Origin of the sequence: Pseudomonas sp. BS3782 TE3695 (assembly GCF_050435305.1) — a bacterium.
In the GTDB taxonomy this organism is placed as follows: Bacteria; Pseudomonadota; Gammaproteobacteria; order Pseudomonadales; family Pseudomonadaceae; genus Aquipseudomonas.
In genome coordinates, this window is sequence record NZ_JBNDKB010000001.1 from 2018304 (window position 1) to 2042591 (window position 24288).

The following is a 24288-nucleotide window of genomic DNA, read 5'->3' on the forward strand; positions in this document are numbered from 1 at the left end:
TTCGTTTCGGCGTGCTGCCAATAACAAAAAACTACAGTGGAAGAACAAGCATGAGCCACGACTATCCGAACATCGCCTCCGAGCTGCTGCACAGCCTCGGCGGCAGCGATAACCTCGAGCAGGCCGCGCATTGCGTCACACGGCTGCGCTTGGCCCTCAAGGACCCGAGCCTGGTTAACAGCGCCACGCTGAACCAGATCGATCTGGTCAAAGGTTCGTTCTTTACCGGTGGCCTGTTCCAGGTGGTGATCGGTCCCGGCGAAGTGGAAAAGGTCTACGCTGAGCTGCGCCGGCAAACCGGTCTCGCCGCCTCGACCATCGCCGACGTCAAACAGAAAAGCGCCGACAAGATCCACCCCATGCAGCGATTGGTGCGGGTGTTTTCCGACGTGTTCATGCCGATCCTTCCGGCGCTGATCATTGCCGGCCTGCTGATGGGCATCAACAACCTGATCGGCGCCAAGGGCATGTTCATCGAGGGCAAGACCCTGCTGGACGCCTATCCCAAGCTTGACGGGCTCTGGAGCCTGATCAACCTGATGGCCAACACTTCTTTCGTGTTTCTTCCGGCACTGGTGGGCTGGTCGGCGGCCAAGCGTTTTGGCGGCAGCGAAATCCTCGGCATCGTGCTCGGCCTGATGCTGGTGCATCCGGATCTGCTCAATGCCTGGAATTACGGCAAAGCGGTGGCTGGGCTTGAGGGGCAGAGCCTGCCGTACTTCGACATCCTCGGTATGTTTCAGATCGAGAAGGTCGGTTATCAGGGGCAAATCCTGCCGATCCTGATGGCGGCCTATGTGATGAGCGTCATCGAAAAATGGCTGCGGGCGCGAGTGCCTAATGCCGTGCAATTGCTGGTGGTGCCGATCACCACCATCGTCGTCACCGGTGTGCTGGCGCTGGCGGTGATTGGCCCGGTGACCCGCCATCTGGGGATTCTCATCACCGAGGGCGTGGTCACTCTGTTCGACCTGGCACCCATGATCGGCGGCGCTATTTTCGGCCTGCTCTACGCACCGCTGGTGATCACCGGCATGCACCACATGTTTCTCGCGGTGGACTTGCAACTGATCTCCACCCAAGGCGGCACCTTCATCTGGCCGATGATCGTCATGTCCAACCTCGCCCAAGGCAGCGCGGCACTGGCGGTGTTCTACATGACCCGCAGTGTGCGGGACAAAAGCATGGCCTCGACCTCGGCGATTTCTGCTTACTTCGGCATCACTGAACCGGCGATGTTCGGGGTCAACCTGCGCTACAAATTTCCATTCTATGCGGCCCTGATCGGCTCGGCGCTGGGCAGCATTTTCCTGTCGATGAACAAGGTTCAGGCTTCGGCGATCGGCGTTGGCGGGTTGCCCGGTTTCATCTCGATCATTCCGCAATTCATTCCGATGTTCGTGGTCGGGATGGTGATTGCCATGGTCGTGCCGTTTGTTCTGACCTGCGGGTTGAGCATGAGGATTGTCCGGCCGGGGTATCGGGTCGCCTGACAGATCGCATTTACCTGTAGGAGCTGACGAGTGCAACGAGGCTGCGATCTTTTGATCTTGCCTTTAAAAACAACGTCAAAAGATCGCAGCCTCGTTGCACTCGTCAGCTCCTACAGGGTTCGTACAAAATTCAAGAAGGAATAGCGCCATGCAAGACTGGCAACGTTCGGTGATCTATCAGATCTACCCGAAGAGTTTTCACAGCCACGCCGGCAACTCCACGGGTGATTTGCTCGGCGTCGTGGCCAAGCTCGATTACCTGCACTGGCTGGGTGTCGACTGCCTGTGGATCACGCCGTTCCTGCGTTCGCCCCAGCGCGATAACGGTTACGACATCAGCGATTACTACGCCATCGACCCCAGCTACGGGACCATGGCTGACTGCGAGTTGCTGATCGCCGAGGCCGGCAAGCGCGGGATCAAACTGATGCTCGACATCGTGGTCAATCACACCTCGATTGAGCACACCTGGTTCCAGCAGGCCCGCAGCAGCCTCGACAACCCTTACCGCGATTTCTACATTTGGCGTGACCAGCCGAACAATTGGGAATCCAAGTTCGGCGGTTCGGCCTGGGAGTACGAGGCCCAGACCGGTCAGTATTACCTGCACCTGTTCGACCACACGCAGGCCGACCTGAATTGGGACAACCCCAAGGTGCGCGCCGAAGTGTTCAGGATGATGCGTTTCTGGCGCGACAAAGGTGTGGGCGGTTTCCGTCTGGACGTGATCAACTTGATTTCCAAACCGGCGGATTTCCCCGAGGACAACAGCGACGGTCGGCGCTTCTACACCGACGGCCCGAACGTTCACGACTACTTGCAGCAGATGCACCGCGAAGTGTTCGAAGGCCATGACCTGATCAACGTTGGCGAGATGTCGTCCACCAGCCTGGAACACTGCATTCGCTATTCGCGGCCGGAGTCGAAAGAGCTGTCGATGACCTTCAACTTTCACCACCTGAAAGTTGATTACCCGAACCTGCAAAAGTGGGTTCGCGCCGATTTCGACTTCCTCGCACTCAAGCGCATCCTCTCCGATTGGCAGACCGGCATGCAGGCCGGCGGCGGCTGGAACGCGCTGTTCTGGTGTAACCACGACCAGCCGCGGGTGGTCTCGCGTTTTGGTCACGATGGCGAACATCGGGTGGTGTCGGCGAAGATGCTCGGCACGGCGTTGCATTTCCTGCAGGGCACGCCGTTCGTGTACCAGGGCGAAGAACTGGGCATGACCAATCCGGGGTTCGATCACATCGATCAGTACCGCGACGTCGAAACCCTGAACATCTTCCGGCTCAAGCGTGAAGCCGGTAGCAGCGACGCCGACAACATGGCGGCGATCATGCAGAAGTCCCGGGACAACGGTCGCACGCCGATGCACTGGAACGCCGAACCGAACGCTGGCTTCAGCGCGGTCGAACCCTGGATCGGCGTGCCGGCCAACGTGGCGCAGATCAACGTCGCTCACCAACTCGACGATCCGGATTCCGTGTTGCATCACTACCGTCAGCTAATTGCCCTGCGCCGCAGTGAAACGTTGATGTCCGACGGTGTTTACCGGCAGTTATTGCCTGAGCACACCCGGATCTGGGCCTACGTGCGTGAAGGCCATGGCGAGCGTTTGCTGGTGCTGAACAACTTCTATGGCACGCCGTGCGAAGTCGAGCTGCCGCCAGAAGTGATCAACGAATCGATGGTGCAATCTCTGGTCATCAGCAACTACCCGGACTGCCCGCCGCGCAATCGGCAGGTGTTTTTACGGCCCTATGAGTCGTTCGTTCTGCGCCTGACTGACCACTAAAAACACTAATTCAAAAAACACGCAGAACGCTGCGCGGGGGAGTTTTGCGCGCCGATTTTTGCTGCATCACACAATAAAAATAATGAGGTGGTTCTTGAAAACAACAATAAATCGCAGCCTTGTAGCGGCGAGCGTGTACCTGGCGTTACCGTTATCGGCCCATGCGCTGGAGTTCGCCGGCTATGTGCGTAGCGGTGTCGGTACCTCGGTCAACAGCAGTTCGCAGTCATGTTTTCAATTGCCGGGCGCACAGTCGAAATACCGCCTCGGCAACGAATGCGAACAGTATGCGGAGCTGGAGTTGCGTCAGGATCTGTTCACGCTGGATGACGGCTCGGTGCTCAGTGTCGACGGCATGGCCTCGCTGTATAACCAGTACGACCGCAGCCTGACGTTCAACGGGGACAACGGCTCGGTGCGCATGCCGCAGCTGTATGCGCAATGGTCGAACATGCCCAGCCTCAACGGCGGTTCGCTGTGGGCCGGTCGGCGTTACTACAAGCGCAACGATATCCACATTTCCGACTTCTACTACTGGAACCAGAGCGCCACCGGTGGCGGTATCGAAGATGTGCTGATCGGCGATCTGAAGTACAGCTACGCCTTCTCGCGCAAGGACAACCTGTACCAGAAGGACTACATCAACCGTCACGATTTCAACGTCGCCGGCTTCAACACCAACCCTGGCGGTGAGCTGGAGTTCGGCTTGAGCTATATCGACAAACCCGACAGCCGCGACGCTCACCACGGTTGGGCGATTACCACCCAGCATGTGCAGAAAGACTTTCTGGGTGGCAAGAATAAACTGGCCTTTCAGTACGGCGAAGGCCCCGGCACCGGGTTGGGCTATACCGGTAACGTGAGGCTGGACGACAGCAGCAAAAGCTATCGCGTGGTGGAGTTCTTCGACTGGCAAGTGACGCCGCGTTTCGGCGGGCAGGTCGAAGCGGTCTACCAGAAAGACATTCGCCCGGACGGCGCCGACCAGAACTGGATTTCCCTTGGAATTCGCCCGGCGTATGCGATCACTGAGCAGTTCAAACTGGTGACCGAGTTGGGCCACGATCAGGTTGAAGCCACGGGCGGGACGCGCAAGCTGAGCAAGTTCACCTTCGCCCCGACCTGGTCGCCCAAGGGCCCGGAATTTTGGGCGCGCCCCGAGGTGCGTCTGTATTACACCTATGCCAGCTGGAACGAGGCGGCCAAACGGGCGGCCAATGAACTGGCGGCGGGCTCGGCGTTGTCCGACACCGGCGCCTTCGGCACGGCGCGACACGGTTCGAACGTCGGATTGCAGGTCGAGTATTGGTGGAAATAAACGCCGCATGACCCCGTAGGAGCTGCCGAAGGCTGCGATCTTTTCTCTTGGGCTCACTTGAATCTCAAGCGGAAGATCAAAAGATCGCAGCCTTCGGCAGCTCCTACCAGGTACCGCGAGATCGCAAGCGTCTTTTATAAAGAACAAAACAGCAGGTGACGTCATGGCCACACCCCAACAATTGCAACTGCTGGCACCCTTGTCCGGCGTGCTGATGCCGCTGGATCAGGTGCCCGATCAGGTGTTTTCCAGTCGCGTGATCGGCGACGGTCTGTGCATCGATCCGACTTCGCAAACCTTATGCGCACCGCTGGCCGGCGTGATCAGCAATGTGCAGGTCAGTGGGCATGCCGTCAGCATCACCGACGACAATGGCGTGCAGGTGCTGATGCACATCGGCCTCGATACCGTGAACCTGGCTGGAAAGGGTTTCACCCGATTGGTGAAGGAAGGTCAGCGGGTAACAGTGGGGCAGGCACTGATCGAGTTCGATGCCGATTACATTGTCTTGCACGCACGCAGTTTGTTGACCTTGATGCTGGTGGTCAGCGGTGAGCCGTTCACCTGGCTGGCGCCTGAAACGGGGGTGGTAGAAAGTGGCCAGCCGCTGCTGAGTCTGAATCCATCCGAAGGGGCGGCCGATGAGGGGATTGCGCAGGAGGGCGAAGCGCTGTTTTCCAAACCGGTGACGCTGCCCAACACCAACGGTTTGCATGCTCGCCCCGCAGCCGTGTTTGCCCAGGCGGCGAAAGGCTTTGCGGCGAGCATTTACCTGCATAAACAGCAGAGCAGCGCGAACGCCAAATCCCTGGTGGCGATCATGGCGTTGCAGACCGCCCATGGTGACATCCTGCAGGTCAGCGCGGCGGGTGCGGATGCCGAAGTGGCAATCAAGACGCTGGCCGAGTTGTTGGCCGCCGGTTGTGGAGAAGCCGTAACGGTGATGGCAGAGGTTGAGACAGTTGCCGCGCAGGCCTCATCGCTAACAGTGTTGCGCGGCGTCTGTGCATCGCCAGGGTCGGCGTTTGGCCAGGTGGTGCAAATTGCCGAGCAGACTCTTGAGGTCAGTGAATCAGGCGTCAGTCCTCAGGTTGAGCGTGAGCACCTGTCCCGAGCGCTGGCCAAGGCGGTTCTGGCCTTGCAGCAGTTGCGAGACAAGGCCACGGGTGACGCCCAGGCAGACATCTTCAAGGCTCATCAGGAATTGCTCGAAGACCCTGGCCTGCTGGATCAGGCATTGGCACTGATCGATGCAGGCAAAAGCGCCGGTTTCGCCTGGCGAGCGGCTACCGAGTCGACGGCCACCTTGTTTAAAAGCCTGGGCAATGCCTTGCTGGCCGAACGGGCAGCGGATTTGGCCGACGTTGGTCAACGAGTGCTCAAACTGATTCTCGGTGTAGAAGATCGTGCAATGGAGTTGCCGGACGGGGCGATTCTGATTGCCGAGCAACTGACGCCTTCGCAAACGGCTGGCCTGGACACGCGCAAAGTAGTCGGGTTCGCGACGGTCGGCGGTGGCGCAACCAGCCACGTCGCGATTCTGGCGCGGGCCTTCGGTTTGCCGGCGATCTGCGGCTTGCCGGTTCAGGTGCTGACGCTGATCAATGGCACCCGGGTGTTGCTCGATGCCGACAGGGGCGAGCTGCAGCTGGACCCTGATCTGGCCGCCATCGAACAGTTGCAAGCCAATCGTCAACTGCAGAAGAAACGCCAGCAATACGAGCTGGAAAATGCAGGTTTGGCGGCCCGTACCCGAGATGGACATCACGTTGAAATCACCGCCAATATCGCGTCGCTGGCCGAAGCCGAACAAGCCATGGCGCTGGGCGGCGAGGGCGTCGGTCTGCTGCGTTCGGAGTTTCTTTATCTGGACCGCAACCACGCGCCGAGCCATCACGAACAGGCCTCCACCTACAGCGCCATTGCCCGCGCCCTTGGGCCGGCGCGCAATCTAGTGGTGCGAACCCTGGATGTCGGCGGTGACAAACCCTTGGCCTATGTGCCGATGGAGCGCGAAACCAACCCGTTCCTGGGCATGCGCGGCATTCGTTTGTGTCTGGAGCGTCCGCAACTGTTGCGCGATCAGTTCAAGGCGATCCTGAGCAGCGCCGGGCTGGCTCGCCTGCACATCATGCTGCCGATGGTCACGCAATTGTCCGAACTGCGGCTGGCTCGCCAACTGCTGGAAGAAGAAGCGCTGGCATTGGGCCTAACTGAACTGCCGAAGCTGGGGATCATGATCGAAGTACCGGCTGCGGCGCTGATGGCTGACCTGTTTGCACCCGAAGTGGATTTTTTCTCTATCGGCACCAACGACTTGACCCAATACACCCTGGCCATGGACCGCGATCATCCACGTCTGGCCAGTCAGGCCGACAGTCTTCATCCTTCGGTATTGCGCTTGATTGCCACCACCGTGAAAGCCGCCCACGCCCATGGCAAATGGGTCGGAGTATGCGGCGCCCTGGCTTCGGAAAAGCTGGCGGTGCCGCTGTTGCTGGGGCTTGGCGTGGATGAGTTGTCGGTGAGCGTGCCGTTGATTCCGGCGATCAAAGCGGCGGTTCGCGAAGTGGACTTGCTGGATTGTCAGGCCATCGCCCAGCAGGTGCTGGAGCTGGAAAGTGCCGAGCAAGTGCGCGAGGCATTGCGGCTGCATCACGAGGCAACGGTCGATACTTCACTGGTTCTGGAGAACTGAGCATGTTCGAGAAAATGCAGCGGGCGTTCTGGAAAGCGTTGACCCCGGACCTGGTGGTGGACGAGCCGAAAATGGAGACTCAGCCTGTTGGCGGCTTGGCCGCGAATATCGTCGCCGGGCTTGGCGGAATGGACAACCTCAAGTCGCAACAGCCGGTGGCGCTGACCCGGGTGCGGGTGGAATTGCGGGATGTGGCGCGGATGGATCGGCAGGCATTGACGGTGGCAGGGGTGCCGGGGGTGATGACGCTGGAGGATGGGGTTGTTCATCTGATCACGGGTCTTCAAGCGTAACCGGCCGTGGCGAGGGGCTGCCTGTGGCGAGGGAGCTTGCTCCCGCTGGGTCGCAACGCGGTCTTTCTCCCGACGCAGCCCCCGTAGGAGCTGCCGAAGGCTGCGATCTTTTGATCTTGCCCTTGTGGCGAGGGGGCTCGCCCCCGTTCGACTGCACAGCAGTCGCCAAACCAAACACCACGGTATGACTGACAAAACCGGATCGCTGGTTTTGGGGCCGCTGCGCAGCCCAGCGGGAGCAAGCTCCCTCGCCACAAAAAGCCGCGCGACGCTACTCCGAAGGCCGAGCCCGCAACCGCCGCCCAATCACATCCAGCACATCACAGCCATCGCGCAACGGAATGGCGCAGAGCAAGGCGAAGTCACTGAGAATGAAGGATTCGCACTCGACTGAACCGCGCATCGACATGTTCTCAAGCACCTGCGTGACGGAGCGAATTCGGTAGTTGGCAGCGTCATACAAAACATCGAGCGGCGCGTGGGTATCGACGAACAGGGTCGGCATGTCGGTGCAGTTGCCGGTGAGCGCCATGAAGCGGTTGTCGGGGTGGGGAATTGGGTTTTCGTAGGGTGGATCGGGGTGAAGACTTTTCATTTTTAAACCTCTGGTAGAAGTGAAGCTACCATCGGCCTTCCTACAGGCTTGGGTGGCAGCTATACGCGGGGTAGGAATATCGAGACCAGAGAACTCGACCACACCGAAGCGTGCCCGCGCACAGCCGCCGCTGCTGATATTACGGGCGCATGGTAACGGCCGCAAATCAGGTGTCGACGCCAAAGCGTTTCTCATGGTCTGAAAGGGTTCCTACACCCTGCCACTGAAATGTCAGTGACCGCCAAAGACTATCGATGGAACACATTTCACACCAGTTCATGGAAACCGCCGCAGGTTGAAGGAAACTTCCGACGATCTTGTCCGGAAATTTCGTGCCTCTATCAGAACGCTGCGGCAACCCCGCCTACACCGTGAACGAGTGAGCCCGACACCTGACATTTCAAATGATTTTCCTCACTACTTTACGAAATCATCACTACTTAAAACTCTCCCATCCAAAAAAATCGACAAAATTTACTTTTTATTCCCGTCCGCAACATGAAGTAATTAAGTAAGAGAGTCGAATTAGAAAGGAGTTTTCGTCAAATAAACCGAAGGATCTCGAAGGCTCAGAAATGAAGTTGTGAACTTTATAGCTGAATGCTCTGACATAGCTGATACCACGAAGCGGGAGCCGTCTTTCTCAATGGTTAATTTCATAGGCCCGGTTACCGGCAAACTTCTGACCACCAAATTATCAATTTCACTGCAACTGATCCCGATGCGGCAAGCATTATATTGAGCCTGTTGCCATTTTTGGGGGGGGCTATTGGGAAGCTCTCTGATATCGAATGCCAATGTCAATGTGGAAAGATTATTGTCGACAATTAAGGAAAATAGTTTTATCTCATTAATTGCAATTTGGCCACTAAACACCATACAAAAAAACGTACTGCCATCAAGGTCATTCCAGTACTTCATGTCACCTCCTGAAGGGGTAGTGTTCATTTGTATTTTCGACTTTTCCGTTTCTTGGGTCATCTGCAGGCCGAACGTTGAAATGAGGCCCTTGATCACCTTTTTTATTGTCCGCACCAAATCTATGACCGGCAGCATGGTCTTGCAATATCAATTTGAATCCGTCCTCTCGGGTGTACATGTATTGTCTGGTTTTAATTGGCATTCCGATGCTGTTTAGAATATTTTTTCCGTTTATATCAGTCATGTTGGCATAGGTGAATTGACTGGGTCTGCCAGTGACTTCATCCAGCTGTATATCTGGTTGCTGACCTCGTAGAATTCCGGCATCAGCCTTGGCCTGTCGGAAGGCGCCTCGTCGGGAGGTACCCGGTAATGCAGGCTCATCCGGGGCTGGGCAAGAGATTAAACGTTGGCTCTTGGGTGGGCAGTTGGAGCTCAACCCCAACGGATCAACCCACCCCGTCGGATTCGGCGTGTACTGATACTGGTTCAGCCCACCCGCCAACTTGATCGGATCAGGCGTCAGGTACCGAGCAACCTCCGGATCATAGTAGCGATGCCGGTTGTAGTGCAGACCACTCTCGGCATCGAAGTACTGCCCCTGAAAGCGCAGCGGTTGCTCGAGCTGCTCGCCCCCGCCGAACGCCAGACGCGTGACTTTTCCGTAGGCGTTGTACTTCGCCGACCAGACGATTTCGCCACCAAAATCGGTCAGTTCCTGCGGCGTGCCTAGGTGATCGAGCTGGTAGTAGAACGGGCAGGCCTTGCGCGGGCCTTTGCCGTCGAGCATGGCCAAGGGGCGGAAGGTGCCGGGTTCGTAGATGTAGCTGCGGTAATGCTCGCGGCTGCTTTCGGCGACGACCTGATCGCCCTGCCAAAAGAACTCGGTGGTTTTACCAACAACGGTTTTCTTGATGCGACGGCCGAAGGCGTCGTAACGGTAACTCGCACAACTTCCATCCGGCAACGTGACGCCGACCAAGCGATGCTGACAGTCGTAGCGATATTCGGTGACGAGTTTTTGTGCGGTGCCGCGACGTTCGCGGATCAGATTGCCGAAGGCGTCGTAGTCGTAATGCCGGTCGCCTTGTATCAGCAGGCGGTTGCCTTTGACGGTCGCTGCACCGGGACGGTCCTGCATCAGCAGGTTGCCCGCCGGGTCGTGAGCAAAACTTTCCGGCGGGTCGTCGCGGGCGTGGCGCACGCGGGTCAGGCGGTTGAGCGGGTCGTACTGGTAATTGCGCTGGCCGTGGCGGGTGTCGGCGATGTGGTCGAGGTTGCCGTTGAGGCTGTAGGCATAGTCGCGGCGGTACAGGTTTTTTTGCTGTTGGCTGACGGCGTGGGCCTTCAACCGGCCCTGGTCGTCGTAGGCATATTCGCTGAGCAGCAGGCCCTGCTGGCGGTTTTGTTCGCGACCGGCGAGGAAGGTGTGCGACGTAAGCCGCGCGCCATTGAGGTCGATGGCCGTCAGCGCGCCGCCCTTGGCGTGCTGGTAGTCGAGTTTGCTGCCGTCCGGCAGGCGCAGGCGGTTGAGCTGGCCGCAGGCGTCGTAGCCGTAACGCAAGGTGCCCCAGCCCTGGTGTTCGGTGATCAAGCGGTCCTGCTGGTCGTACTCGAATTCCAGCGGATGATCGTGGCCGTCGTCGACGCTGATCAATCGGCCCAGCGAGTCGTAGCGGTATTCGACCTGGATGCCATCGGGCAGGGTCTTGACCAACAGGCGCCCGGCCGAGTCCCGCTCGTAAGACGTGACCAACTGCGAGCCGTCATCGCCGAACTCGGTTTTCTCCTGCAAGTGGCCATTGAGGTCGTAGCTATAAATCCGGCAGCGCTTCCTCAACCAGCTGCCCCAAGGCATTCCAGACGAACACATGCCGGCTGGTGTCCGGGTAGCGGATCGACAGCAAACGCCCCTGAGCGTCGTAGTGATAATGGGTGACCTGGCCGTCGGGATCGGTCGCTTCGGTGACATCCCCCTGGGCATTGCGCTGATATTTCCACACGGCTTTGCCACGAAACCGTGCATGCAGGAAACCGTTGCGGTACTCGTAGGCCGTCGGCTCGTCTTCCGGTGGAATCAGCGCCACCAGGCGTCCGACTTCGTCGTAGCGGTATTCGGTGACGGCACCGAGCGGATCCTGCTCGGCAATCAGCCGGCCGTTGTCGTCGTAGGCCTTTAGGTGTTCGCCACCGTCCAACTCGACCTTACGCACCAGCCGCGCCCGATCATCGTGGACATAAACCTCTTCGCTGCCATCGATATTCAAGACGGTGACACTGCCCTCGTCATCCCAGACATACTGCGCGTCCATTTGCGCAAACGACGCCCAATGGCGGATGCAGCGCGCCGCCTTGCCGGACCGTTCCCACTCCCAGAAGAAACTCGCGCCACCGGCCAGTTGCCGCTGCAGGATCACGTGCCGGTCGTCGTAGTCGTAACGCTCGCTATCGCCGGCGGCGTTGCTCGCTTCGATCAGTTGATCACGTTCGTCGTAGCGGTAACTGACCAGTGTCTGCTCGGTGCGCCAGGCCTCGGCGAGGGTCTGGGCCGGGACGAACACCTGATAATCGATGCCAACCAAATGCGCGCGGTCATAACGCAACAGCAAGGCGCGACCGGCACCGTTGTCGAGGCGCTGGATGCGTTGCTGGCGGTCGCGGGTGATGCGCAATCGGTTGTCGTACGCGTCGCTGATCGTGGTCAGAAAACCGTTACGAAAGTGGTAGAAACGCGGTTCTTCGCCGGCCTGGGCGAGGATCAGTTCTTCGGAGTCCTCGCCGAGATAAATCGCGGCGCGCGACAAACTGTTGTGGATCGCTGGGCGCTCAATAGATGGCAACGGGAAGGTGGTGCGGCGGTTTTCGTGGTCGGTCCAGATGACCTGATCACCCTCGACTTCCAGCCGATGGGCGAGCGAATGGCTCCAGCCGAAGCCCAGCCCACAATCGATCTCGGCGGCACTGGTGCGATAGAGCCGGGTGAAGTCGAACGGCAGGATTCCGTCCAACGAACCATCAGTGAGAGTCAGCAGTTCTTCGCCGGTGACCATCGACACCGGGCATTTGTTGGTGGCGGTTTTATCGGCGGAGTCGGCGCTGTCGCCGTTGGGGTTTTTCGCCTGATCCGGGACGTTGTCGTGGTGTTCGTTTTGCTTGAGCGTGGTGTTGCGCTGGGCATCCCAGCGCAGTTGTATCCGACCCTTTTTCAGCCCCGCGGCAACACCGCGTGCGGCGACTTTCTTATAGCGGTCGACGTACTCCATGAAGGTGCTGAGAATAGTGAAAGTGGCCTCGACGAAGCGCATCGCCAGACCCGCCAGCAACGCCCCGTACTTGAGCCCGCGAGCGGTGAGATAGGTTTTGGCGGCGGGTATACCGACACCCGTCCAGGCCAGCGCCAAAGCAATCAGAATATCGATCAGCACCGAGACAATGATCTGGCTGGTCACCTCTGCCGTGTTGCCGGCGATCTCGCTGGGCGGCAGCATTTCCAGCCACAGACTCGCCGTTCGTAGCAGCAAACAGAGCGCCGCTTCGTCACTGGCCAGCAGCTGGATTTTTGCCATGACCTCGGGCGCCGTCTGCGCAAGCTTGGCCAATTCATCGGCGCCGCTGCCCAACCGTTCAACGAACTTGCGCGGATCCTGAAGAATGTCCGAGAGCAGGCCGAGGCTGTCCCAAACGCCCATGACCGCCGCCCAACTGCCGGCCAGCATTCCATTGCCTACAGCAACCGCAGACGATTGCGACCACTTCGGTTTGAACGTCTTCCACTCTTCACGCAGCCAGTTGTCGAGCTCCGTGGTCAACCCGTCGTAGGAAGAGAAAAGATCTTCAACCTGCTGCGGCGTGACTTCGTGGTGAACATGAACGCGGTAGAACTTGCCCTCTTTCCCCTGGAACGTTCCCTTGCCGTTTTTATCGAGCGTGACTGGCGTCGATTCCCCGCCATCCATGGCAATCACATCGACCTGAATGTTCCCCAGGGGAATGTCATAAACCGATTCGAACTTGCTCTCGATTTCGAGCATTCCGCCTTTCGGACACTGCACGACGGTGGAGATGAACTGGTCATCGCCGCTGCTGACAGCGGTGCGGGAGTCGCCGAACCGGATGATCCGTTCCATGCCCATCAGTGACGGCAGATCCGCCACGCGGCTGGCCTCGTCGGCGACCCGGTTGAACCAGTGTTTAAGCTGTTCGCGATAGAGCGAGAGGGTATGCGGGAAGCTGTCGAGTTCCTGCTCGATACGGGCGATGTGCTCCATCAACGCACCGAACGATAGGAGGCGGGGTTAAAAATCGGTTCGAACATGAGCAATCCCTGGCGCAGAAAATTAGGCGCGGGGACTTTGCGGGGGATCGAGCAGGAAAGAAGTCGGGAAAAGTGGAAATGGATGTAGGGCGATTCGCTGATTGGCGGCGACTCCGTAACGATCAGCTAAACGGCCCCAAATTCTGTAATTGCATTGCATCAGACATGTCGCGCGAGGCCGAAAAGATCGCAGCCTTCGGCAGCTCCTACAGGGTGTACGCCGATCCAATGTAGGAGCTGCCGAAGGCTGCGATCTTTTAAAGGGTTCACCACCGGCTGTGACCATCCGCCGCGCTGCCCTTACTGTTTCTCAACCGCAGGTGTATCGTATTCGCCTTTTGCAGGCCCCCGTGCCTGTGGCTGATACGTGAGGTAGTTGAGTTCATGTCCTTTACCCGTCGACAAATACTCGGTGGCCTGGCCGGTCTTGTGGTGGTTGGCGTGGGGGCTGGTGGCGCGTCGCGTTACTGGCTGGGCAAAATGGCCGACGCTGATGCCGGCCATGACTACGAGCTGATCGCCGCACCGCTGGACGTTGAACTGGTGGCCGGGCACAAGACCCCGGCCTGGGCGTTCGGCCCGTCGGCGCCGGGCACTGAATTGCGCGTGCGTCAGGGCGAATGGTTGCGAGTGCGCTTCATCAATCATCTGCCGGTGGCGACCACTATTCACTGGCACGGTATTCGTCTGCCGCTGGAGATGGACGGCGTGCCGTATGTCTCGCAATTGCCGGTGCTGCCGGGCGAGTACTTCGACTATAAATTCCGCGTTCCCGACGCTGGCAGCTACTGGTATCACCCGCACGTGAACAGCAGCGAAGAACTCGGTCGTGGACTGGTCGGTCCGCTGATCATTGAAGAGCGCGAGCCCACCGGTTTCAAGTATGAAAAAACCTTGAGCCTCAAGAGCTGGCACGTCGATGAAGAGGGCGCCTTCGTAGCGTTCAGCATTCCTCGTGAAGCGGCACGTGGCGGCACGGCGGGGGGCTTGTCGACCATCAATGGCGTCTCACAAGCGGTGATCGATTTGCCTGCCGGGCAGATCACTCGCGTACGCCTGCTCAACCTCGACAATACGCTGACGTACCGCCTTAACATCCCAGGCGTCGAAGCGCAGATCTATGCGCTGGACGGCAATCCGATTGCACCGCGCCCACTGGGCAAGGAATACTGGCTGGGACCTGGCATGCGCATTTGCCTGGCGATCAAGGCGCCGCCGGCTGGCGAAGAGTTATCCCTGCGCAACGGCCCGGTCCGCCTGGGCACCTTACGCTCAGTGGCCAATACCGATGCGCCAACCGAGTGGCCGCCGGCGCTGCCCGCCAATCCGGTGGCCGAGCCGGACCTGGCCAATGCCGAGAAACTCAACTTCAATTTTGAATGGGTAGGCTCGGTGTCGGTCAATGTCGAAAACGGCAAGCCGCCAAGCCTGTGGCAGATCAACGGCAAGGCCTGGGACATCACCGACAAGACCTGCGCCGATCGGCCCATTGCCAAGCTCGAAAAGGGCAAAAGCTATATTTTCGAATTGAAGAACATGACTCAGTATCAGCACCCGATCCACCTGCACGGCATGAGCTTTAAAGTCATCGCCTCGAACCGGCACAAGGTCATCCCGTACTTCACCGACACGTACCTGTTGGGCAAGAACGAGCGTGCGCAAGTGGCGCTGGTGGCGGATAACCCCGGGGTCTGGATGTTCCACTGCCATGTGATCGACCACATGGAAACCGGCCTGATGGCCGCCATCGAGGTGGCGTGATGCGTCAGATTCGCCCCGCAGCGATTATCGACCGCAGCCGTGATCGTGATTTCATGCGCGAGGCCCTGGCCCTGGCCGCTCAAGGCGCGGCGCTGGGTGAAGTGCCGGTGGGCGCGGTGCTGGTGCAGGATGGTGAAATCATCGGGCGCGGGTTCAATTGCCCGATCAGCGGCAACGACCCCAGCGCCCACGCCGAGATGGTCGCGATCCGCGCCGCCGCCCAGGCCGCCAGCAACTATCGTCTGCCGGGCAGCACGCTCTACGTGACACTGGAGCCGTGCAGCATGTGCGCCGGGCTGATCGTGCATTCGCGGATCGCGCGGGTGGTGTATGGCGCGCTGGAGCCCAAGGCCGGGATTGTGCAGAGCCAGGGGCAGTTTTTTACCCAGGGCTTTTTGAATCACCGGGTGTTGTATGAAGGTGGGGTGTTGGCGGAGGAGTGTGGCGCGGTGTTGAGCGAGTTTTTCAAGGCCCGAAGAGCCAAACCAGCAGACTAAAACACCAATCCAGTGTGGGAGCGGGCTTGCTCGCGAATGCGGTGGGTCAGTCAACATTTTTGTTGAATGTTAAACCGCTTTCGCGAGCAAGCCCGCTCCCACAGGGGATCTCCATTGTTTGGGAGATCGGTGTTTTATTTGCGGGCGACGATGACGGCGCGCATCGGCGCCGGCAGCCCTTCAATTGTTTTGCTGTGATCTTCCGGGTCAAGGAAGTCGCTCAACGACTGATACTTCATCCACTCCGTCCCGCGTTGTTCCTCGACCGTAGTCACGCTCACATCCACGCAACGCACGTCGCTGAAGCCGGCGCGGCGCAGCCACAGTTCCAGCGCCGGCACCGACGGCAGGAACCACACGTTACGCATCTGCGCGTAACGGTCTTCGGGCACCAACACCTGCTGCTGATCGCCTTCGATCACCAGCGTTTCAAGCACCAGTTCACCGCCCTTGACCAGGCAATCCTTCAGCGCCAGCAAATGCTCGATCGGTGAGCGGCGGTGGTAGAACACGCCCATGGAAAATACGGTGTCGAAGCCTTCCAGATTGGGAGGAAGATCCTCAAAGGGAAACGGCAAGTGCCAGGCATTGGGCTCGGACAGGTAACGCTGCACAGCCTGGAACTGGCAGAAGAACAGCCAGTTCGGGTCGACGCCGATCACGCTGTCGGCGCCGGCGCCGAGCATGCGCCACATGTAATAACCGTTGCCGCAGCCGACATCGAGGATGCGTTTGCCTTTCAAATCCAGATGTGGCGCGACTCGCGACCATTTCCAGTCCGAGCGCCATTCGGTGTCGACATGCACGCCGAACAGGTCGAACGGGCCTTTGCGCCAGGGCGATAAACCCATCAGTGCGGTGCGCATTTGTGCGCGGGTCTCAACGTCGCAATCGGTGTCCAGTTTCAGGCCGTTCAACAAATCGATTTCGCTAGGCTGGATCTTCGGCAATGCGTCCAGCGCGCTCTGCCAGCGTTCCAGGTCGCCGTGACCTTTTTCCATTTTCTTGTCGAGTTGCGCTTGCAGGGTGTTGGCCCATTCGGCCAGCGGAGTACCGGCCAGGCGGCGGGCGAGGGGGGACAGATCAATCATGGCAAGGCAATCAACGAGGCAAAGTTAAGACACTGGAACCACGGCACGACTTTCGAGAACCCGGCGGCCAGCAGGCGCTCGCGGTGTTCTTCGAGGCTGTCGGGTTTCATGACGTTTTCGATGGCGCTGCGCTTCTGGGCAATTTCCAGTTCGCTGTAGCCGTTGGCGCGTTTGAAGGCAACGTGCAGGTCGGTGAGCAGCGCGTGTTCTTCGGGGTCGTTGAAGCGCAGCTTCTCCGAAAGAATCAACGCGCCACCGGGCAACAACGACTGGCGGATGCGCGAGAGCAACGCGGTGCGCTGGTCGGGGGCGATGAATTGCAGGGTGAAGTTCAGCGCCACCACCGAGGCTGGCTGGAATTCCAGGGCAAGGATATCGCCCTCGATCACTTCCACCGGCAGCAACTCCTGGAACATCGAGTCCTGGCCATTGAGGTACTCGCGGCAACGTTCGACCATGGCCGCGGAGTTATCCACAGCGATGACGCGACAGCCGTCGGTGCGCACGTGACGGCGCAGGGCCTGGGTTACGGCGCCCAACGACGAGCCTAGGTCGTAGAGCACGCTGTTGGGTTGGGCAAACTGCGCGGCGAGCACGCCGAGGTTTTCCACGATGGTCGGATAACCCGGCACCGAGCGCTTGATCATGTCCGGGAACACCCGCACCACGTCCTCGTTAAAGGCGAAGTCAGGCACCTGGGCCAAAGGCTGGGCGAAAAGGCGATCGGATTCTTTGCTCACGGCGGTTCCAGCGGCATGGGTGGAAAAGGCTGGCATTTTAGCCAAATTGACGGGGGGATGCTTGGGTTGCTGATAAAGCGCCGGAGTGACCTCGGCCAAAAGGGGAGAAACACCGTTGTGGCGAGGGAGCTTGCTCCCGCTCGGCTGCGTAGCAGTCGTAAAACCGGCTGATCGGGCAAGTCTGATAAAACTCGTTGAATGGTTTTGGGGCCGCTTCGCAGCCCAGCGGGAGCAAGCTCCCTCGCCACAGGATTCAGCGCGGTTTCTGATCGAACGCCGAAGCTGTAATTCCCCATTGCCCAAGCCAGTAACTGAGGATGATCACGTAAGGCGCGGCGTTGAACGGTGATACAAACCGGTTAATGCCGATCACACTGTCAGAAAACACAAATGCCAGCGCGCCCCCCGCCCCCCGCCGCCAGCAGCGCTGAGCGTTTGGGCACGTTGGTGCCGAGCCGGGCCAAGGCGCGCCAGAGCATGGCGCTGATGGCCAGCCCGTAGACGATCACCGGGATCAGCAGCGGCCCCAAGCCATTGGAAATCAGAATCCCCAGTAGCACCGCGCCAACGCTCAACGCGAGCATCAACGGCAACAGCGCCAAACGCCGGCAATCGCTCAAATAAGCCTTCAGGTACGCCAGATGCGCGACCAAAAACGCCCCAAGGCCAAACACGAACAAATCCCCCGCCCATGCCAGTAACACATCGCCGAGCAAGGAGAAAATCAAACCCAGGCTGATCCAGCGTCGATAGTCACTGGGCGGTGCGTCGTGCAACCAGCCGAGCAGGGCCAGCACCGGCAATGGTTTGACCAGCAGGCACAGCAGCGTGGCATGCACGCTCAGGCCATACAGAAAGGTCACTGCGCCCATCAGCGCCAGAATCAGCCAACCCACGATCAATTAACCGCGATGGCGCAGTCGAAGGTTTTGACCGCCGGTACTTCGGGCGCCCACGGCTGTGAATAGGTCAGTCGCAAGCGACCAGTGCCAGTGGCAAAGGCCTGGAAACGCCAGGTCGAAAGGCCGGCGCTGCCGACGACTCCTGCGTCTTCCGGATTGCTGTAAACCTCGGGGCTGAGTACGCGCAACACGCCACCGGCCGAATCCTGGATCGCCCAACGGTAACCCGTGGTCGGGTTGCTGGGCAGGGTCAGTATCAAGTTTTGCCCGTTGTTCAGTTGCATTGGGCATTCGCTTTGTTTTTCCACGGTCACGTTGTGTGCAGGTTGCGTGGCGCAAGCGCTCAGCAGGGCAAGGGCGAGCGGGATAAACAGGCGGGTAGGGGACATGAGTCAGCGGCTCCGGCATTCACGACGAACGGCGAGCATAACTGAAGATGAGACAAAGTGTGACGGTCGAACCGGGGCAGGCGAAGGTTTGGAGGCGTTAGTACCGACGCCTTCGCGAGCAAGCCCGCTCCCACAGGTTCATCGCAATCCTTGTGGGAGCGGGCTTGCTCGCGAAAGCGGCCGCATGAGCGCTACATCATTATCAGAAGAGAATCTTCGCCACATCCGCAAAGCGCTTGGCGAAGTGCACGCTGATCCCTTCCTTCAAGTAGTCCGGCAACTCTTCAAAACTGCCACGATTTGCTTCCGGCAAGATCAATTCGAAGATCTTCTGTCGCCGCGCCGCGATGACTTTCTCGCGCACCCCGCCAATCGGCAGGACATGCCCGGTCAGTGTCAGTTCGCCGGTCATGGCCACACCTTTTTTCGGTGGCTGGTTGCGGGCCAGGGACAGCAGGGCGCTGGCCATGGTCACACCGGCGCTCGGGCCGTCTTTCGGCGTGGCGCCTTCCGGTACGTGGAGGTGGACGAAGGCTTCGTCGAAGAATGTCGGATCACCGCCGAATTGCTTCAGATGGGAGCTGACGTAGCTGTAGGCAATTTCTGCCGACTCTTTCATCACTTCCCCCAGTTGCCCGGTGAGTTTGAAGCCCCGGTTGAGGGTATGAATGCGCGTGGCTTCGATCGGCAGGGTCGCGCCGCCCATGCTGGTCCAGGCCAGCCCGGTGATGACGCCGATGCCGGACAGCACTTGTTCGTTGCGGAATACCGGTCGGCCGAGTGAGGTTTCCAGGTCTTTCGGCCCGAGCTTGATCACCGCTTTCGGTTCGTCGATCAGCTTCATCACGGCTTTGCGCACCAGTTTGCCCAGGTTTTTTTCCAGCTGCCGCACCCCGGCTTCACGGGCGTAGCCGTCGATCAAGGCTTTCAATGCGTTGTCGCTGATGCTCAGGCTACCCTTGGACACACCCGCTTTCTCAAGCTGTTTTGGCCACAGGTGACGCTTGGCGATCGCGACTTTCTCTTCGGTGATGTAACCCGACAGGCGAATCACTTCCATCCGGTCCAGCAACGGGCCGGGAATCGAATCCAGGGTGTTGGCGGTGCAGACGAACAGCACTTTCGACAGGTCCAGGCGCAAATCCAGGTAGTGGTCGAGGAATTCGACGTTCTGTTCCGGGTCGAGGGTTTCCAGCAGCGCCGAGGCCGGATCGCCCTGGAAGCTCTGGCCCATTTTGTCGATCTCGTCGAGCATGATCACTGGGTTCATCACTTCGACGTCTTTCAACGCGTGAACCAGTTTGCCCGGTTGCGCACCGATGTAAGTGCGGCGATGGCCCTTGATCTCGGCTTCATCGCGCATGCCGCCGACGCTGAAGCGATAGAACGGCCGGCCCAGGGTTTCGGCGATGGATTTGCCGACGCTGGTCTTGCCCACGCCCGGCGGGCCTACCAGCAATACGATGGAGCCGCTGATCTCGCCTTTATAGGCACCGACTGCGAGAAATTCGAGGATGCGGTCCTTGATGTCATCAAGGCCGGCGTGGTGTTTGTCCAGTACCTTGCGCGCGTGTTTGAGGTCGAGTTTGTCCTCGCCGTACACGCCCCACGGCACTGAGGTCGCCCAGTCGAGGTAGTTGCGGGTCACCGCGTATTCCGGTGAGCCGGTCTCGAGGATCGACAGCTTGTTCATTTCCTCTTCGATGCGTTTCTGCGCCTGAGGCGGCAACACCTTGCCCGTCAGACGTTGCTCGAACTGCTCGATGTCGGCGCTGCGATCATCCTTGGTCAGCCCCAGCTCCTGCTGGATGACCTTGAGTTGTTCTTTGAGAAAGAACTCGCGCTGGTGCTCGCCGATCTTGCGGTTCACTTCGGCGGAGATTTCTTTCTGCAGGCGCGCGACTTCGACTTCCTTGCGCAGCATCGGCAGGACTTTTTCCATGCGCTTGAGCATCGGCACGCAGTCGAGCACTTCTTGCAGCTCGCCGCCAGTGGCCGAGGTCAGGGCGGCGGCGAAGTCGGTCAGCGGTGACGGATCGTTGGGACTGAAACGGTTGAGGTAGTTTTTCAGCTCTTCGCTGTACAGCGGGTTAAGCGGCAGCAGTTCCTTGATCGCGTTGATCAGCGCCATGCCGTAGGCTTTGACCTCATCGGTCGGCTCGGTGGGCTGGTGCGGGTATTCGACTTCCACCAGATACGGCGGACGATGATGTTTGAGCCAGGTTTTGATGCGTACGCGGGTCAGGCCCTGGGCGACGAATTGCAGTTTGCCGTTTTCGCGACTGGCGTGGTGGACTTTGACCAGGGTGCCGTATTCCGGCAGGGCTTTGGTGTCGAAGTGGCGCGGGTCTTCCTGGGGAGTGTCCATGAAGAACAGGGCCAGGGAATGGTGGTCGGATTGGCTCACCAGTTCGAGGGTTTCGGCCCACGGCTCTTCGTTGACAATCACCGGCAATACTTGCGCCGGGAAGAAAGGCCGGTTGTGGATCGGAATGATGTAGACCTTGTCCGGCAGGTTCTGGCCAGGCAGGGCGAGGCCTTTGCCGATGGAATTGTGTTGGACGTTGTCTGTTTCGGCGTATTCGCTCGTGTCTTCGGGGAATTCTTGCTGGTCGGTCATGAGGCACCTGCGCAATTGGGTATGGGTCTTAGATGGGGCAGGTGGGGGGTGGTTTCAATGGGTCAGGATATTTCAGCGTGTGTGTTCACGCGTAGGAGCTGCCGAAGGCTGCGATCTTTTGATTTTGATCCTGGTGTCTTTCCGATACTGTCAGAAAATCAAGATCAAAAGATCGCAGCCTTCGGCAGCTCCTACAGGGGATGAGTGATCTGAAACAATTGAGCACAAAAAAGGCGACCCCCTCACAGGCGTCGCCTTTGCTTTAACTGCCGCTACCGCTTATTCCGACAGTTTGTATGCAATCACATAGTCACCTTGCTTGGTGCCCAGCGATCCGTGACCGCCCGCAACAACCAGCACGTATTGCTTGCCGTCTTTGCCGGTGTAGGTCATCGGTGTGGTTTGCGCGCCTGCTGGCAGGCGGCCTTCCCACAGTTGCTTGCCGTTTTTCACGTCGTAGGCGCGCAGGTACTGGTCGAGGGTGCCGCTCAGGAAGGCCACGCCACTGGCAGTGGTGAAGGCCCCGCCCAGGCTCGGTACGCCCATGCTCAGAGGAATTGGAACCGGCGAGCTGTCGCGCACGGTGCCGTTCTTGTGCATCCAGATGGTTTTGTTGGTGGTCAAATCGACCGCCGCCACGTAACCCCAGGCCGGTGCCTGGCACGGCAGGCCCATCGGCGACAGCAGGGCTTCGAGGATCACCCCGTAAGGCGCGCCTTTGTTGGGCTGCACGCCTTCGGTTTCGCTGATGCGAGGGCCTTGTTTGGCGATTTCGGCGGCGGGGATCAGTTTCGATTTGAACGCCATGAAGCTCGGGTTCACGAAAGCTATCTGACGCACCGGGTCAACCGAGATGCCGCCCCAGTCGAACACGCCGAAGTTACCGGGATAAACGATCGAGCCTTGCAGCGACGGTGGAGTGAACATGCCATCGTAGCGCAGGGATTTGAAGTCGATCCGGCACAGCATCTGATCGAACGGGGTCACGCCCCACATGTCGCGTTCCTTGAGGGTCGGCGGCACGAAGTTCAGGTCGGACATCGGTTGGGTCGGCGAAGTGTAGTCGCCTTCCACTGCGCCTTGCGGCACCGGAATTTCCTTGATCGGCACGATCGGCTGACCATTGCTGCGGTCCAGCACGTAGATGCTGCCTTGCTTGGTGGACGCGAGCACCGCCGGTTTCACACCGTCTGCGGTTTTCAGGTCCATCAGAGTTGGCTGGCCGCCGACGTCCATGTCCCACAGGTCATGGTGGGTGAACTGGAAGTGCCAGCGCACCTTGCCGGTGGCGATGTCCAGCGCGGTCAGGCCGGCGGCGTGCAGTTCCGATTCAGGGGTGCGTGCGCCACCGAACTGATCCGGGGTCTGGTTGCCCATCGGCAGATAAATCATGCCGAGTTTTTCGTCGACGCTGAAGATGGACCACATGTTCGGCGAGTTGCGGGTGTAGACCTTGCCTTCGGCAATCGGCGTGGTGTCGTCCGGGTTGCCGCTGTCCCAGTTCCACACCAGTTTGCCGGTGTGCACGTCGAACGCGCGGATCACGCCGCTTGGCTCGTCGATGGAAACGTTATCGGTCACGTGGCCGCCAATCACCACCAGGTCTTTGGTGACCGCCGGTGGAGAGGTGGAGTAATAACCGCCGGCGGTGAATTCACCGATGTTGGTCGTCAGGTCAACCTGGCCACCGTTGCCGAAGTCTTCGCACATTTTGCCGGTGTCGGCGTTCAGAGCGATCAGGCGGGTGTCGGCGGTCGGCAGGAAGATCCGGCGCGGGCAGACGCTGGCGACTGGCGCGTTGGCAGTGCCGGTAGGGCTCTGCTCGGATGCGTAGGCGGCGTCATCGTGATAGGTCACGCCACGGCAGGTCATGTGCGCCCAACCCTTGAAGTTCGCCGCGTTCTGCGTGGAGAGCTTCGGATCGAAACGCCAGAGTTCCTTGCCGGTGTCCGGGTCCAGCGCGATCACCTGGCTATGCGGCGTGCAGACATAAAGCATGCCGTTGGCTTTGAGCGGGGTGTTTTCGGCGGTGGTTTCGCCCGGGTCGTTCGGGCCCGGCAGGTCGCCGGTGCGGTAGGTCCAGGCGGGCACCAGTTTGTTGACGTTCTGCGGCGTGATCTGCGCCAGGGGCGAGTAGCGATCGCCATGGGCGCTGCGACCGTAGGAGTTCCAGTCGCCATCGGGCATGGCCGGGGCGGTGTTGCTCATGCCAGGCACGGCGTCACGATCCAGTTCGCCTTTGATTTCACCGGGGTTGGTGAACAGGCTGGCCAGCGCGGCGATACCGGCGATGACCACGGCAGCGCTCAGTACACCGGTGCCGATCGGGTTGAATTCGCCGGTTCGCAACGGGCGACGAAACCATGGCAGCAGCATGACAATACCCAGGGCAAAGAGCAGCGCCAGGCGTGGCACCAGTTGCCACCAGTCCAGGCCGACTTCCCACAGTGCCCAGACCGTACTGGCGAACAGCACCACTGCGTACAGGCTCAGCGCCGCATAACGGTCGGCAAGCAGCAGCCCCCCGGTCAGCATCAGGCCGATACCGGCCAGCAGGTAATACAGCGAGCCGCCGAGCATGCTCAGCTTGATCCCCCCGGCCAGCAAGGCCAGGCCCATTAGTAGAAGCACGATACCGAGCAGGCTCGGCAGCAGACGGCTTCGACTGAAAGCACCATCAGCGCTCATAGTGTGGTTCTCCGTGACGTTTTAAGTAAGCCCGCGCAAGTTCACTGTAGATGACGATCTGGCGTGGGCAGGTTTCATAGAAATAAAGTGTTCGGTTGATGCGGTCCTTGTGGGAGCGGGCTTGCTCGCGAAGAGGCCATCACATTCAACATGCTGGTTGCCTGATAGA

14 protein-coding genes and 2 pseudogenes are annotated in these 24288 nt (G+C 59.5%); 7 read left to right on the forward strand and 9 right to left on the reverse strand.

The window, feature by feature from the left end; all coding sequences use genetic code 11:
• Window positions 1–50 precede the first annotated feature (50 nt).
• The 5 genes from treP to ABH909_RS09265 all read left to right on the forward strand — a co-directional run bounded on the left by treP (window position 51) and on the right by ABH909_RS09265 (window position 7600).
• Window positions 51–1493: a PTS system trehalose-specific EIIBC component gene (gene treP, locus ABH909_RS09245; RefSeq protein WP_429432453.1), complete on the forward strand. Its 1443-nt coding sequence runs from the start codon at window positions 51–53 to the stop codon at window positions 1491–1493.
• A gap of 148 nt (window positions 1494–1641) precedes the next feature.
• Window positions 1642–3291, forward strand: coding sequence for an alpha,alpha-phosphotrehalase (gene treC, locus ABH909_RS09250; RefSeq protein WP_429432456.1), 1650 nt, complete (start codon window positions 1642–1644; stop codon window positions 3289–3291).
• A gap of 94 nt (window positions 3292–3385) precedes the next feature.
• Window positions 3386–4609, forward strand: a complete 1224-nt coding sequence (locus ABH909_RS09255) for a maltoporin (RefSeq protein WP_429432459.1) — start codon at window positions 3386–3388, stop codon at window positions 4607–4609.
• 163 nt (window positions 4610–4772) lie between these two features.
• Window positions 4773–7307: a phosphoenolpyruvate--protein phosphotransferase gene (gene ptsP / locus ABH909_RS09260; RefSeq protein ID WP_429432462.1), complete on the forward strand. Its 2535-nt coding sequence runs from the start codon at window positions 4773–4775 to the stop codon at window positions 7305–7307.
• Between the two features lie 2 nt (window positions 7308–7309).
• Window positions 7310–7600 (forward strand): PTS transporter subunit EIIB, encoded by a 291-nt coding sequence (locus ABH909_RS09265; RefSeq protein WP_429432465.1) that lies wholly within the window; start codon window positions 7310–7312, stop codon window positions 7598–7600.
• Between the two features lie 271 nt (window positions 7601–7871).
• Here ABH909_RS09265 and ABH909_RS09270 read toward each other — a convergent pair whose 3' ends face one another.
• The 3 genes and pseudogenes from ABH909_RS09270 to ABH909_RS09280 all read right to left on the reverse strand — a co-directional run bounded on the left by ABH909_RS09270 (window position 7872) and on the right by ABH909_RS09280 (window position 13384).
• On the reverse strand, window positions 7872–8195 hold the full coding sequence (locus ABH909_RS09270) for a hypothetical protein (RefSeq protein ID WP_429432468.1): 324 nt from the start codon (window positions 8193–8195) through the stop codon (window positions 7872–7874).
• Window positions 8196–8720: 525 nt separating this feature from the next.
• Window positions 8721–9116, reverse strand: a complete 396-nt coding sequence (locus ABH909_RS09275) for an Imm50 family immunity protein (protein WP_429375041.1) — start codon at window positions 9114–9116, stop codon at window positions 8721–8723.
• Between the two features lies 1 nt (window position 9117).
• Window positions 9118–13384 (reverse strand): annotated as a pseudogene (locus tag ABH909_RS09280) (RHS repeat-associated core domain-containing protein).
• 431 nt (window positions 13385–13815) lie between these two features.
• Here ABH909_RS09280 and ABH909_RS09285 point away from each other — a divergent pair.
• The gene (locus ABH909_RS09285; protein ID WP_429432471.1) at window positions 13816–15192 is read left to right on the forward strand and encodes a multicopper oxidase family protein; all 1377 of its coding nucleotides are present in this window, start codon (window positions 13816–13818) and stop codon (window positions 15190–15192) included.
• Window positions 15192–15689 (forward strand): tRNA adenosine(34) deaminase TadA, encoded by a 498-nt coding sequence (gene tadA, locus ABH909_RS09290; RefSeq protein ID WP_008014671.1) that lies wholly within the window; start codon window positions 15192–15194, stop codon window positions 15687–15689. The genes ABH909_RS09285 and tadA overlap by 1 nt, the downstream gene beginning before the upstream one ends.
• A 134-nt stretch (window positions 15690–15823) precedes the next feature.
• On the opposite strand, the gene cmoB is transcribed toward tadA, so the two are convergent.
• The 6 genes and pseudogenes from cmoB to ABH909_RS09320 form a co-directional block, all read right to left on the reverse strand.
• Window positions 15824–16780: a tRNA 5-methoxyuridine(34)/uridine 5-oxyacetic acid(34) synthase CmoB gene (cmoB, locus tag ABH909_RS09295; protein ID WP_429432474.1), complete on the reverse strand. Its 957-nt coding sequence runs from the start codon at window positions 16778–16780 to the stop codon at window positions 15824–15826.
• Entirely contained in the window at window positions 16777–17556 is a 780-nt protein-coding gene (cmoA, locus tag ABH909_RS09300; RefSeq protein WP_183683242.1) for a carboxy-S-adenosyl-L-methionine synthase CmoA, read from the reverse strand. Before cmoA ends, cmoB begins: the two co-directional genes overlap by 4 nt.
• 217 nt (window positions 17557–17773) lie before the next feature.
• Window positions 17774–18416: pseudogene (locus tag ABH909_RS09305) on the reverse strand (lysoplasmalogenase).
• Between the two features lie 2 nt (window positions 18417–18418).
• Window positions 18419–18811, reverse strand: a complete 393-nt coding sequence (locus ABH909_RS09310) for a protease inhibitor I42 family protein (protein WP_429432478.1) — start codon at window positions 18809–18811, stop codon at window positions 18419–18421.
• 202 nt (window positions 18812–19013) lie between these two features.
• The gene (lon, locus tag ABH909_RS09315) at window positions 19014–21431 is read right to left on the reverse strand and encodes an endopeptidase La (RefSeq protein WP_429432481.1); all 2418 of its coding nucleotides are present in this window, start codon (window positions 21429–21431) and stop codon (window positions 19014–19016) included.
• Window positions 21432–21710: 279 nt separating this feature from the next.
• Window positions 21711–24119 carry a glucose/quinate/shikimate family membrane-bound PQQ-dependent dehydrogenase gene (locus tag ABH909_RS09320; RefSeq protein WP_429432484.1) on the reverse strand — a complete coding sequence of 803 codons (2409 nt, stop codon included), beginning with the start codon at window positions 24117–24119 and terminating at the stop codon, window positions 21711–21713.
• Window positions 24120–24288 lie beyond the last annotated feature (169 nt).